Source organism: Tenacibaculum sp. AWR4_210, from assembly GCF_056160945.1.
The window spans coordinates 208,643-222,471 of sequence record NZ_JBSWYF010000004.1 but is presented as its reverse complement, the minus strand read 5'-3'; the positions used below and the strand labels follow the sequence as shown (position 1 = coordinate 222,471).

11 protein-coding genes are annotated in these 13,829 nt (G+C 37.6%); 6 read left to right on the top strand and 5 right to left on the bottom strand.

Annotation, left to right across the window (positions count from 1 at the left end; genetic code table 11):
- The first annotated feature begins 23 nt into the window (after positions 1 to 23).
- A complete protein-coding gene (locus ACXAG7_RS08980) occupies positions 24 to 1,370 on the top strand; it encodes a UDP-N-acetylmuramate--L-alanine ligase (RefSeq protein WP_476666626.1) in 1,347 nt (448 codons plus the stop codon).
- Positions 1,371 to 1,378: 8 nt separating this feature from the next.
- On the opposite strand, the gene ACXAG7_RS08975 is transcribed toward ACXAG7_RS08980, so the two are convergent.
- Together ACXAG7_RS08975 and ACXAG7_RS08970 are read right to left on the bottom strand one after the other, a co-directional pair.
- Entirely contained in the window at positions 1,379 to 2,443 is a 1,065-nt protein-coding gene (locus ACXAG7_RS08975; RefSeq protein WP_476666625.1) for a nucleotidyltransferase family protein, read from the bottom strand.
- Positions 2,433 to 3,542, bottom strand: coding sequence for a hypothetical protein (locus ACXAG7_RS08970; RefSeq protein ID WP_476666624.1), 1,110 nt, complete (start codon positions 3,540 to 3,542; stop codon positions 2,433 to 2,435). Before ACXAG7_RS08970 ends, ACXAG7_RS08975 begins: the two co-directional genes overlap by 11 nt.
- A gap of 93 nt (positions 3,543 to 3,635) precedes the next feature.
- Between ACXAG7_RS08970 and ACXAG7_RS08965 the strand changes: the two genes are divergently transcribed.
- Together ACXAG7_RS08965 and ACXAG7_RS08960 are read left to right on the top strand one after the other, a co-directional pair.
- Positions 3,636 to 3,800, top strand: coding sequence for a DUF5522 domain-containing protein (locus tag ACXAG7_RS08965; RefSeq protein ID WP_408044962.1), 165 nt, complete (start codon positions 3,636 to 3,638; stop codon positions 3,798 to 3,800).
- 61 nt (positions 3,801 to 3,861) lie between these two features.
- Positions 3,862 to 4,569, top strand: a complete 708-nt coding sequence (locus tag ACXAG7_RS08960) for a DUF4197 domain-containing protein (RefSeq protein WP_408044961.1) — start codon at positions 3,862 to 3,864, stop codon at positions 4,567 to 4,569.
- Between the two features lie 304 nt (positions 4,570 to 4,873).
- On the opposite strand, the gene ACXAG7_RS08955 is transcribed toward ACXAG7_RS08960, so the two are convergent.
- Entirely contained in the window at positions 4,874 to 5,662 is a 789-nt protein-coding gene (locus ACXAG7_RS08955) for an ABC transporter substrate-binding protein (RefSeq protein ID WP_476666623.1), read from the bottom strand.
- Positions 5,663 to 5,701: 39 nt separating this feature from the next.
- Positions 5,702 to 6,493 (bottom strand): LytR/AlgR family response regulator transcription factor, encoded by a 792-nt coding sequence (locus ACXAG7_RS08950; protein WP_476666622.1) that lies wholly within the window; start codon positions 6,491 to 6,493, stop codon positions 5,702 to 5,704.
- A 420-nt stretch (positions 6,494 to 6,913) separates the two neighbouring features.
- Here ACXAG7_RS08950 and ACXAG7_RS08945 point away from each other — a divergent pair, with 420 nt between their 5' ends.
- Positions 6,914 to 10,123 (top strand): SusC/RagA family TonB-linked outer membrane protein, encoded by a 3,210-nt coding sequence (locus ACXAG7_RS08945; protein ID WP_476666621.1) that lies wholly within the window; start codon positions 6,914 to 6,916, stop codon positions 10,121 to 10,123.
- A gap of 14 nt (positions 10,124 to 10,137) precedes the next feature.
- On the top strand, positions 10,138 to 11,625 hold the full coding sequence (locus ACXAG7_RS08940) for a RagB/SusD family nutrient uptake outer membrane protein (protein WP_476666620.1): 1,488 nt from the start codon (positions 10,138 to 10,140) through the stop codon (positions 11,623 to 11,625).
- A gap of 233 nt (positions 11,626 to 11,858) precedes the next feature.
- On the opposite strand, the gene pyrF is transcribed toward ACXAG7_RS08940, so the two are convergent.
- Positions 11,859 to 12,686, bottom strand: a complete 828-nt coding sequence (gene pyrF, locus ACXAG7_RS08935) for an orotidine-5'-phosphate decarboxylase (RefSeq protein WP_476666619.1) — start codon at positions 12,684 to 12,686, stop codon at positions 11,859 to 11,861.
- 63 nt (positions 12,687 to 12,749) lie between these two features.
- On the opposite strand from pyrF, the gene ACXAG7_RS08930 reads away from it, so the two are divergent.
- Positions 12,750 to 13,829 (top strand): ABC transporter permease, encoded by a 1,080-nt coding sequence (locus tag ACXAG7_RS08930; protein ID WP_408044955.1) that lies wholly within the window; start codon positions 12,750 to 12,752, stop codon positions 13,827 to 13,829.

Here is a 13,829-nt window from a genome sequence, read left to right as displayed (position 1 = left end):
TTGTTGCAAATGCAAACGGATTTATGAAACTACATTTTATTGCCATTGGAGGGAGTGCCATGCACAACCTCGCCATAGCTTTACACCAAAAAGGATACCAAATTAGCGGAAGTGATGATACTATTCACAATCCTTCGAAAGCACGATTAGAAAAATACGGGTTACTCCCGGAAGCGTTTGGGTGGTTTCCTGAAAAGATACACGCGGGCTTAGATGCGGTTATTTTAGGAATGCACGCAAAACAAGACAATCCAGAATTGGTAAAAGCACAGGAGTTAGGCGTTAAAATTTATTCATATCCCGAATTTTTATACGAACAATCAAAAGATAAGACGCGTGTAGTTATCGGAGGATCACATGGGAAAACGACCATTACCTCTATGGTGTTACACGTATTAAATTACCACGATCGCGATGTGGATTATATGGTTGGAGCACAACTAGAGGGCTTTGAAACCATGGTAAAGTTGACTGAAGACAATGACTTTATAGTTTTGGAAGGCGATGAGTACTTGAGTTCACCAATAGATTTGCGTCCGAAGTTTCATTTGTACAAACCGAATATTGCGTTGATTTCGGGGATTGCTTGGGATCATATCAACGTATTTCCTACCTATGAAAACTACGTAGAGCAGTTCAAGCTGTTTACAAATTCGTTGACCAATGGTGGTATTATGGTGTACAATGAAGAAGATGCAGCGGTAAAATCTGTGGTAGAGTCGTCAGAACACGTTATAAAAAAGTATCCCTATACCACGCCAAATTACAGTATTACAGACGGTGTTACCTATTTAGATACTCCTGAGGGAGCAATGCCTTTGGAAGTGTTTGGAGAGCACAATTTGCAAAACTTGGCAGGGGCTAAGTGGATTTGCCAGCATATGGGAATCGATGAAGAAGACTTTTACGAGGCAATTAGTAGTTTCGCTGGAGCGAGTAAGCGATTGGAAAAGATTTCAGAAAACGATTCGACCGTAGTCTTTAAAGATTTTGCTCACAGTCCGAGTAAGGTAAAGGCAACCACGGAGGCTGTAAAGAAACAGTATCAGAATAGAAGAGTATTGGCTTGTTTGGAGCTGCATACGTACAGTAGTTTAAATGCTACCTTTTTAGAAGAGTACCGAGGTGCTTTGGATGCGGCAGATAAGGCAGTGGTCTTTTACTCTCCAGACGCCGTAGCAATTAAACGATTAAACCCTGTTGAAAAAGAGCAAATAGCAGCAGCTTTTCAGCGAGAAGACTTAGAGATTTTTACCAGCTCAGAGGAATTTCGTGAGCATTTACAGCGCGAAAACTTACAAGATACAGCTCTGCTGTTTATGAGTTCAGGAAATTATGGAGGGATAGATTTACAGAGTTTTTCTAGTTAAAATAAATTTCACTTTTGATTGATCCATGATTTCTTGGAAATCTTATACATAACAAAAGTGCGATAGTTTTTTTTAAATGGAGCTTTTAGCAGTATTTTAAATCGAGAACGCAGAGTGATTAATCGTTTTATTAACCAGCTTTTAAGCTTATCAGTTCGGCGAAGGTTAAGTCTCTTAAGGCAAAGATTGAGGTATTGTTTTTTTCTTTGGTCTTGTGTTAGTTTGAGGTTTTGAGAACATGGGAATAAAGAACTATATAGTTGGATACCTGCATTAAGTTCTTTGGTTAAACCTTTGTTGTTTAGGGTTGTTGATGATGTTAATAATTGAGACAGAAGGAAGAAGTCATAGGCCCCACGCAGGTTTATGGATTGTAAATAGTAGTTAAAATCATTAATGAATTTTGAAAAAACAGTAAGTTTTAATTGATCTTCAATAGAAAGAACAAGAGCATTGTCTTTGGTGGTAATGAAGTTGTATTTGACGTCTTCGTAATTGAAGTGTTTGCTGTATTTGCCTCTAAGCATTCTCTTATGAATTTCCACTGCAGCAATTCTTTTAGGATGGGTGATTCGTGGAAAATGTCTGTGGTCCAATAATTGTGGTTCCTCGTAATGGTATCCCATTGCGAGTATTGTTTTTTCTGTAACAGCGATATCAGAATCTGCAATCAAAAAATCTATATCACCAATCATCCGTTCACCGATGTCGAAATAGAGTCCGTTTAGAAGATGTCCTGTGCCTTTTAAAAAAATGGGGTTAACTCCTTGTTTTTTTAGCTCTGAATTTAATTCTCGCGCTTGTTTTAGTATTGCTGAATTGCGATCTCGATTGAGTTGCGTGATATGCTCCATATAGTTAATTAAGTCTGATGGTAGGTAGCTCAAGAATCCTGATCTCTTAAAGTTGCAATATAGAGCAGGGAAAATATAGTGGGCAGTACTTACTTTTACTATGGTATCCCAATTGATGTGTTGTAGTTCTAATGATTTTTTTACTTCAGCTTTAACACTAAGATCTTGGTTAATACTCAAACATTTTATTAAAAAAAGGAAAGTTTCTTTATATGTCATGGTTAAATAGTTTTTGAACCTTCGCAATCATGTGTTCATTGTTGGAGTAGTGCAATTGATAACAGGATAAGTTTTCGAACCAATTTAGAAATTCCTGAGCATTAGATTCCTCTGGGCATAACCAAGAATCAGGTACCAATTGTTGCAATGCTTCTTGTCTTGTGATGGCGGTTAATTTGCAAAGTTCATCCGGAGTATATTTGATAAACACCAAGGTATGACAAGGTCGATTTTGTTTGTAGTTGTCGTTGTTTGGTGGTAAGTAACGAACTATTTTATTGACTTTTGGGAAATGAAATTCCGCTTTATTCTCTAGCGTGGGGTATAAGGAGCGCAAAACAGGAACGCTATTTCTTTTAATAGATATAGCAGAAGGGAAACTATATACTTGGTGGTTCTTGGCGAGTATAGGAACAAAATCATCGGCTAAACACTGAAAACCATGAGCCTGTAATAAGGCTAAGGAAGTACTTTTACCATTTCCAGAATCTCCTAAAAATAAAATAGATTCCTTTCCATTGCTCACAGCTGAGGCGTGAAAAATTCCCATCCATTCGTTTTCTGGAAATTGGTGAGTGTCTTCTATGAGTTTCATGGAAAACTTTCCTTGAAAATAATGACTGTTCTTCTTCGTCCAACTGCCTACACTTTGCTGATTTCTATAAAAAAACAGATGTGAGTCGGAGCTAAATACTTGATAGCTGTGGTGAACCTCTTTTGGGGTGTTGATTTCCAGATGGGCAAATTTAGGATGAATCAAAGCGAGTTCGTACTCCGATTCAAAATCCACTTTAAGGACAAGGTCATTGATTTGATAAAATACCGTGTTATCAAATTGTTTCGGAATGTCCTGCGTCAGTGCCTCGTCTGTGCGAGTTGAAGAACTGTTTAAAAGCGTCTCCAACTCTGTAATAAATTCTGTGGTTTCTGTAAGTGGAGCTTCGGTGATTTTAGTTAATTTCTGGGCCAAGGTAGTTGTCTTAATCCCTGCTTGAAGTTCCTCAAGAAGGTCTGCAACAAGTGCTTCGACTACTAGGTATTGATTTGAGTTTTTTAACCAAACCACAGTAGTGTCTCCCATGTTTTTTCGTAGTATCATAGTAAAACAAAAATAAGAAAACGATTGGTATGGAGTGAGTAACCTGAATAAATTAATCCGTTAAAATTAGCACAGTATCCTTACTTTTGTACCATGTATAGACAGCGATTAGAATTACAAGAGGGTGATTATTACTTGAATGAACAAGGATACAAGGTGTTTACCGAGCAATTTCACCTAAGACGAGGGTACTGTTGTAAAAGTGGATGTAAACATTGTCCGTACGGATATGACAAAAAAACAGATAGTTTTAGATAGTGACTTTTTTACAATCTTAGTATCTTAACAAATAAATAAACCTTTTAAATTGAAGTATTTTATGAAAAAACTAGTGTTCCTCTTTTTGTTAATCCAGTGTTTTGGATGTAATGAGATTAAAAAAGTAGTGAGCCAATTGCCTACGCAAGCACCGCTTACCCAAGATCAAATTGGAGCAGGATTGCGTCAGGCTTTGCAAAACGGAATTGACCACCAGGTAGCTAAGTTGACTGCTACAGATGGATTTTACAGAAACGAGCTGGTTAAAATTGTATTGCCAAAAGAATTGCAAGTAGTAGATAAAGGGCTTCGTAAAATTGGCCTTAGTTCTCTAGCAGACGAAGGGTTAAAGGCGATTAACAGAACCGCTGAAGATGCGGTAAAAACGGCTGGACCTATTTTCGTTAATGCCGTAAAAGGAATTACGTTTAACGATGCTAAAAATATTCTGTTAGGAGAGCAAAACGCAGCGACTACGTATTTACAAAGTAAAACCAACCAGGCCTTGTATGCTGAATTTAGCCCGGTAATCAGTGCCTCATTTAAAAAAGTAGGGGCCGATAAAATTTGGAGTAATTTAATTCAGAAGTACAATAGTATTCCTTTTGTTACAAGAGTGAATCCTAATTTGACGGATTACGTAACTCAAGAAGCTTTAAAAGGGGTGTTTACCATGATTGCCGTGGAAGAAAAAGGTATTCGTGAGAAGGTTGGCCTTAGAAACACAGCACTTTTGAAAAGAGTATTTGCCTTACAAGATAGAAAATAACCGATCGATATATTTTAGAAAAACTCCACTGCTAAGTGGAGTTTTTTTTGTGATTTAATTTTAATTAGTTGTTAATCAATTATTTGTGTATATTTATAAGGTCGTTAAATCAAGGGAAATGTTACGAGTAAGTCAAATTCAAAAATACAGAAAGCACCTAGAAGAAAGGTACGGAAGGCTAGTTGAGAGAGCCAATGATTACAAATATGTTGATGAGTGCAAAAGCGATCGCTCTGCATTTAAGGCAATGAAAGTCCTCGAAAAACTGAACCGGATTAAGTACTTAGACTTAGATAAGGAATTCTCAAATTCTATTGTGTAGTTGTTTGAAGTAATCAAAAGCTTTCAGAAGTCTACTGCCATACCAAGAGAACATTTCACCATCTACAAATACTGTTTTTGCATGATGCGTGAAGCGTCCTAATTCAAAGGCGTGCTCTTCTTTGAATGGATAGGGTTCTGATGAGAGAAAAACCAAATCAGGATCACCCTCTAGTCGAATTTTTTTCAATGTAACTTCAGGGTATCGAGGTTTGTTGTGGTATATATTCTCGAATTTATTTAAGCGCAGTAAGTGGTCGATAAACGTGTTATTACCAGCGGCCATCCAAGGATTTCTCCAAATAAAGTAGGCCACTTTTTTTACAGATTTATCCTGTATAAAGCCGTTGAAATCATTAACTTTAAACTGTAGTTTGTCCATGATAGCTCGAGCTTGAGTTCGACAGGCGAAAAGTTGGCCATACTGTGAAATCAGTTCATAAACATCTGCCAATGTATAAATATCCGCTACGTGGGTAGGGGCTATTTGTTCACATGCTGCTACAATTTCCTGTGTGTTTTCTTCTTTGTTACAAAGAATAATATCGGGGGTTAATGCTTTGATTCGATCGATGTGTACGTTCTTTGTCCCTCCAACAACGGTAATGGTTTTCTTTAAATGAACGGGGTGCACGCAAAATTTTGTGATTCCTACAAGGGAGGATTCCAAGCCTAAATCTACCAGAAGTTCAGTTTGGCTGGGTACCAGACAAACAATTCTCTTTGGAGTGTGTGTGAGTTTTACCGGACGTTGTAATTGATCGAACAACATGTTTTTGAGGGGCAAGATAAAAAGAATCAAATAGTAAACCTATTTGACTCCCATGATTTCTTGAAACTCTTTTTTATAGCCTTTACTAACTCTAAAAGTTTTATTGTCATTTATTTTTACATCGGTTTCACCGTAGTTCGAAGTGATCACTTCATCGATGAAATTGATGTTGATAATGGTCGATCGGTGTATACGCATGAAATTGGCTGAATTGATGCGCTCTATGATACTTGATAGCGATTCGCGGAGTAAAAATTTCTTATTGTCTGTAGTAAATACTTCCACGTAATAGCCCGAAGCAGAAATGTACTTTATGGTATCCACCTCGATAAAGATAATTTTGTTACCAGATTTAATATTGATTCGTTTTACCGTACTGTTACTCGTAGGTGCAGCGTTGGCTTTAACCAAATCAAGAATGTTTTCTAAATTGTTTTGCAAGCTACTCATTTGCTCGCGATTTTGAAATTCGATCACTTTGTTCAACGAAGTCATAAAGCGTTCTTCTTTGAAAGGCGTAATCAAATAATCAAAAGCAAAATAGTCAAAAGCAGTCAAAGCACTTTCTTTATTTTCGGTAACAAATATGATTAAGGGTTTTTTACCCATTGCACTCATCTCATCCAGCAATTCAAAACCGCTCATATCAGGAAGGTCTACATCGAGAAAAATAACAGCTGGTTGTGACTCTTTAAGTTGTATTAATGCTTCGCTTCCGGTAGTTACGGTGGCATTGATTTCAAACTGACCGTGAAGGTCAACCAGTTCCTTTATCTTCGACTGGATAGCAGTTTTTTCATTGACTATAAGACATGAGATTTTCATATTCATTTTTAATTTCTTTTAAAACAAGTGCAGAAATGCTATTCCCTAATTTTTAAATGTTAAAAAAACGTTAAAAAAACTAAGTAAGGTACTTATTTTGCTGGTGCTCAGTAGCTATCTAAGCTTTTCTTTTTAGTTGATAAAAGCTGCCTTGTTCATAGTTCGTAATTTAAAGGGGATTGTTCTGCAGATTTTTCAGTTTTTTGCTACAAATGTAGCGAAGAAATGCTACGTATGCACAGTGTTTGTGGGCTTTTGCAAAAATTTAACAGGAATTAACATTTAAGGGGTTTAACAAGTCTATTTGGTTAAAATCTCAATAAGGTTTATTTGCATCAAAAAAAGGGTTGTTTGCATCAAAATGATGTTAAGAAAAGGTTACTCGGGGTAGTTTTATGCCTGTTAATAATAATTCAATAATTTATAATGAAAACAAAGTTTAATGGAATTCTAACGCTGTTATTGGCGTTAGTTGTGCAGATTTCTTTTGCGCAAGAAAGAACCATTTCGGGGACGGTTTCTGATGCATCGGGGCCACTTCCTGGAGTTACAGTTTTGAAAAAAGGTACTACTCAAGGTACTGAGACTGACTTTGACGGTAATTATTCTATACGCGTAAATACAGGAGAAACTCTTGTGTTTAGTTTTGTAGGAATGAAAACAGTTGAGCGCAAAGTTGGTGCTGCTAACCAAATCAGTGTCGTACTTGAAAATGATAACTTATTAGAAGAAGTTATTGTAGTAGGGTATGGTAAAACAACTAAACAATCGTATACAGGTACCGCTAAAGTGGTAAATGCAGAGCAGTTAGAAGCAAAATCTGTAGCCAACGTTTCACAAGCATTAGTAGGTGAGGTTGCTGGGGTTAACGTAATTAACACTTCTGGACAGCCAGGTACTGTAGCTACAGTACGTATTCGTGGATTTGGTTCTGTTAACGGAAACAGAGATCCTTTATACGTAGTTGACGGTGTTCCTTTCTCTGGATCTATCAACTCTATTAACCCTGCTGATATTGCAAATACTACCGTTTTAAAAGATGCAACTGCAACTGCTATCTACGGATCACGTGGTGCAAACGGGGTTATCTTAATTACGACGAAAGCAGGTAAAGCAGGTAAAACTTCTATGGAATTAGATGTTAAAACTGGTGTAAACTTCCAAGCGTTACCTCGTTACGACGTAATCAAGTCGCCAACTGAATACATCGAATTAGCATGGCACTCTATCGGGAACAGAACTTTATCGTTCAACCCTGCTAATGATCCAGTAGCGTATGCAAATACTTACTTATTCTCTAACAGAGGTATTGATCCAACGTATAACTACTTTGGAACGAATGACGTGAGTCAAATTATTGATCCTGCAACAGGAAAAGTACGTCCAAACGTAGCAACTAAGTACACTCCAGAAAACTGGTCTGACTACGGTTTCCAAACTTCTATCAGAACAGAGGCAAACTTAAAAATGAGTGGAGGAAACGATAAAACTCGTTACTTCTCTTCTTTTGGATACTTAGATGATAAAGGATACTTAATCAACTCAGGATACAAGCGTTATTCAACGCGTTTAAACTTAGTTCACCAACCTCAAGAGTGGTTGACTGCAACTGCTAATATTGGGTACTCTTTAGGAAGAACCTTAAACAACGGTCAAACTGAAGATTCAGGAAGTATTTTCTGGTTTGTAGATAACATTCCTTCAATCTATCCATTATTCTTAAGAGATAAAAACGGTAACATCGTTCCTGATACAAAATACGGTGGAAACCAATACGATTACGGTGATAACAGAGGATTTGGTGGATTAACAAATGCAATCGCTGGATCTAACTTAGATTTCGTAGGAAATGACAGACACTCTTTAAACGGTAATTTCTCGTTTAAATTCCAACTATTAGAAGGGTTAGAATTTGAAACTAAGTACGGTGCTCAATACTACACAAGAGAGGCAAACACAGTACGTAACCCATTCTACGGTTCTGCTCAAGGACAAGGAGGAAGCTTATTCAAAACGTATTCTAGCGCCTTGACTCAAAACTTCTTGAACATTATCCGTTATAACAAGTCATTCGGAGATCACTCGATTTCTGCTTTAGCGGCTCACGAAACCAACCAAAGAGAGTTTAAAACTTCTTCTATTTCTAAGAACAAAGTAGTAAACTTAAACGGAGGATTAAAAGATTTAAACAACTATGTAGTAAATTCATCTTTACCTTCTGGTTATTCTACAAAAGCAGCTTTAGAAAGTTATTTTGGTCAAGTATCTTATGATTATATGAGTAAGTACTACTTTACTGGGTCTATCCGTCGTGATGGTTCTTCTCGTTTCGCTCTTAACAAATGGGGAACTTTCGGTTCTGCAGGTGCGTCTTGGGTAATTTCTAAGGAATCATTCATGACTAATTTAGATTTCGTAAACTTCTTAAAGTTGAAAGCTAGTTATGGTATCTTAGGAGACCAAGCTGGTGTTGATATCTATTCAGGTAGAGATACTTATACTATCGGTAACTTAGGTGGTCAAATTTCATTACAACCTCGTGCTATTCAAAACGCTAACTTAACTTGGGAAACTTCTAAAATGTTCCAAACAGGTTTAGAGTTTACTTTGTTTAACAACAGATTAGAAGGATCTTTTGATTATTATATCAAAAAGACTGACGATTTAATTTTCAACAGAGGAAAAGCGCCATCTACAGGAAATGCTTTGATCGCTGTTAATGACGGAACGTTGAGAAATACTGGTTTTGAATTCGATTTAACTACTCACATTTTAGATAAAGAAAACTATAAGTTGGATTTCTCTGTTAATGGTGAAATCTTTAACAATGAGTTAACTGAAATGCCTCTTGACCCATCTACTGGACAGAGAAAAATTATCGATATCGCTGGTAGCTACGGTCGTGCACAAGGTCACGGTTTATTCGATTTCTACATGAGAGAGTGGGCAGGTGTTGATAAAGCAAATGGTAACCCATTATGGTACCAGTACTACGATGATAAAAATGGTAACGGAACTGTTGATTCAGGAGAAGGTATCCAAAGTTTATTCGAGTACCAACAAAAAAATCCAAATGCTACTATTAGCAGAACTACTACTAGTGTATATTCAAATGCAACGCAAAAATATATCGGAAAATCAGCAATCCCTAAAGTACGTGGTGCTTTCAGATTAAATGCAAAAGTTCACGACTTTACAATTAGCGCATTGTTCGGATATAGCTTAGGAGGATATTCATATGATGGTGTATACGCTGGATTAATGAGTAACCGTCAAATCGGATCTAACAACTGGCACACAGATATCAGAAACAGCTGGAAAAAACCAGGAGATGTTACTGACGTACCAAGGTTAATCAGTAACAGAAATGTTCAGGTAAACTCTCGTTCAAGTCGTTTCATCACTTCATCTGATTACTTGTCGTTAAACAACATCCGTATCGGATATACTGTACCTACACGTTTCTTAGGAGAGTCTGGTCTTAATGGATTAAACTTATGGGTGTCTGGAGATAACTTATTCTTGTTAAGTGCTCGTGACGGATTTAACCCTGCAACTTCAGAAACTGGTGCTTCTGATACGTATCGTTATTCACCATTATCTACATTGACTTTTGGTGTAAGAGCTAACTTCTAATTTATAAAAGAGAAATGAAAAAAACATATATTAAATCAATTTTAGCAGGGTCTGCGGCCTTGTTAGCTGTAAGCTGTAGCAAAGACTTCCTCGATGAGTCTCCTACGAGATATGTAACTGTAGCGGATGTTACTGAGTTAAGTGGTATTCACCCTGCATTGGCTGATGGTACCGTTCGTGGTATTTATGAAATGATGTTTACCACCGGTTTAGGAGGTACGACACGTCATGAGGATTTCGGTCAAAAAGGATACGATATCTATAGTGATATGTTATCAGGTGATATGGCTTTAACGGTGAATAACTACAGCCGTTATAGTAACTTTGCCCAGTTGATTACTACTACAGATTTCACTTACCTACAAGCAAATTACACAGCTTGGAGATACTATTACCGTTTAATTAATGCGGCTAACTTAGTAATTCAAGGTTTAGGTGGTAACAATGCTGTGTTGACAGATGCAAAGAACAAAGCATCTATGGGACAAGCAAAAGCTTTACGTGCGCACTCGTATTTTAACTTGGCACAATTGTACATGACTGAGTATTCAGAAACGTCAAAGGTGTTACCAATTTATACTGAGCCTAACGGAAATGCAAAGCCACAGAGCACTACGAAGGAAGTATACGAGTTCATGATCAAAGATTTAGAAGAAGCGTTGGTTCTTTTAAATGGATTTACTCGTTCTGATAAATATCAAATCAACCAAGAAGTAGCAAAGGGAATCTTAGCATATGTATATGCTGCAAGAGGAACTGCTGCTGATAATGCAAGAGCTAAACAATTAGCTGACGAAGTAGTAGCTGGAGGAACTCCAATTACTACCAAAGAGCAAGTTCTAGGAGGATTTAACGATATCGCTAAAAACCCTAGTTGGTTATGGGGTGTAGATATTACTCTTGATAACGGATTAGATTTAGTTTCTTGGTGGGGTCAAATGGATTACTACACGTATAGTTACCAGTTTGCTGGTGATAAAAAAGCTATTGATGTTGGATTATTCAACGCAATCCGTGCTAATGACGTAAGAAAGAAGCAATTCTTCACTGGAAGTGGAAGTAACAACTTGATTCCATTTAACAAGTTCTACGCTCCTGAAAGAAGAGCTGGAGGACAACGTAACATTACAACTGACTACATTTATATGCGTGTAGACGAAATGGTGTTATTATCAGCTGAATTAGCTGCGAGAATGGGGCAAGATGCAGAAGCGAAAACTCAATTAAAGAAGGTATTGTCGCAACGTTTTGACAACGCGGCAGATTACGCTTATGTTGACGCTTTAAATGGTGCTGCTCTACAAAGTGAAATTCACTTGCAAACTCGTATCGAGTTATGGGGTGAAGGGAAGAGTTTATGGGCTCAGAGAAGACACAAGTCGCCTGTAGTAAGAGGTGCTAACCACTTATTCTTAGCTGGTCAAACTATTCCTTATAACGATGATAAATTGGATTTTGAAATCCCTCAAGCTGAGGTTCAAAACAACCCGTTCATCAACTAATACATTGGATGTTTGATTCTCCTTGGAGGATCCCTCAATATCGAAAGCTGGAATCGCAAGATTCCAGCTTTTTTGTTTAATGAATATTCTAAGGCGTTTAGTTCAAAACTCTAGTGGTTCATATCATATCCAATAAAAAAAGGTAAGCCTGTGCTTACCTTTGAAATCGATATACCATTACTTTGTTCTCTTATGGTATATTATTTTGAATTAATTAATAAGTCAAGGAGTAATTAACCTTGACTTTTTTTTTGCAATATGCTCGCCATGTTTACTTGGAGCTCTGCCGCTTTTGTTGCCGCTGCCTCCGCAAAATCAGTTCCATGACTGGCATAAATAATTCCTCGTGATGAATTGATGAGTAAGCCGATATTGGCACTCATTCCGTAATGACAAACTTCTTCTAAATTTCCTCCTTGGGCACCCACGCCTGGAACAAGTAAAAAACTATCGGGAATCAATTGACGTATTTCTCCCAAGTAACTGGCTTTCGTAGCGCCAACTACATACATAAGGTTTTCGCTGTTCTGCCACGTTTTAGAGGTACTAATCACTTTTTTGTAAAGCTCGGTACCCGCCGTTTCTTTGGTTTGAAAATCAAAGGCGCCTTGATTCGAGGTCAATGCAAGCATGATGGTGTGTTTGTTTTCAAAAGCTAAAAACGGCTCTACTGAATCTTTTCCCATGTACGGAGCTACTGTGACACTGTCAAAGGCTAAATCTTCAAAAAAAGCTTTGGCATACATGGTCGATGTATTTCCAATGTCTCCGCGCTTAGCATCTGCAATAGTAAAGATTTCAGGATGGTTTTCATTGAGGTAACTAATAGTTTTGTCCAAAGCTTTCCATCCTTTAATCCCATAGGCCTCGTAAAAAGCCGTATTGGGCTTGTATGCAACGCATAAATGATGAGTGGCATCGATGATGGCCTTGTTGAATTCAAAGATGGGATCTTCTTTTTCTAATAAATGTGCAGGGATTTTGTTGAGATCTACGTCTAGTCCAATACATAAAAAGGATTGTTTTTTATGTATTTGATCGATGAGTTGTTGTGTTGTCATTGGTCTGTATAAATATGAGGCAAAAGTAATGAATTTTACTAGTTTCTGTTATCTTTGTCTCTAATGTTCAGATATGTTTTAAACAAAATATTTTACGGTTTCCTAACTTTATTTGGGGTAGTTACAGTCATTTTTATTCTGTTCACGATACTCCCCGGCGATCCTGCTCGAATGATGCTCGATCAGCAAGAAAATTCTGAGCAACTTCAGCTCATACGTAAGAAATACGGCTTTGACCAGCCACTGTTAACTCAGTATGGCTATTATCTCAACGACCTGTCACCGATATCTTTTCACAGTACGGAAGAGAATGCCTACACGAATTTGAAGAGTAAGGCCTATCAGTACCGAGAGTTCATTGCTACGGACCAGGTGGTAGTGGTGTTGAAGTTTCCGTATTTGAGGCAGTCCTTTCAAAAGAATGGAAAATACGTAAGTGAAATCATCGGAGAAACCTTACCCAATACGGCAGTTCTTGCCTTAGTGGCGATTTGTATTGCGATTGTACTAGGAATTGCCTTGGGAATTTTATCGGCACTCTGGAAAGACAGTGTGTTCGATAGGCTTATAGCGATCATAAGTACTTTTGGAATGAGCGTTCCTTCGTTCTTTTCGGCAATTTTAGTAGCTTGGCTTTTTGGTTTTGTCTGGCGAAAATACACTGGATTAGAAATGACGGGAAGTTTGTTTGTCGTCGATGATTTTGGGGAGGGAGTATACCTACAATGGAAAAACCTCGTGTTACCGGCTGTTGTATTAGGAATCCGTCCTCTTGCCGTGGTTATACAGTTGATGCGAAATTCGCTTTTAGAAACACTGAGTTTAGATTATATTCGAACAGCAAAAGCCAAAGGCTTAGGAAGGGGAGAGGTCGTGGTGAAACACGCATTGAAAAACTCCTTGAACCCAGTAATAACAGCGATCTCCGGATGGTTTGCGTCGATGTTGGCCGGTGCCGTTTTTGTTGAGTACGTTTTTAATTGGAACGGTTTAGGTAAAGAGATTGTAAATGCACTGAATAATTTGGATTTACCCGTTATTATGGGAAGTGTATTAGTTATAGCGAGTTTGTTTATAGCTATAAATATCGCAGTGGATATCGTGTACAGTTGGTTAGATCCTAGAATTCGCTTAAAAAGTTAG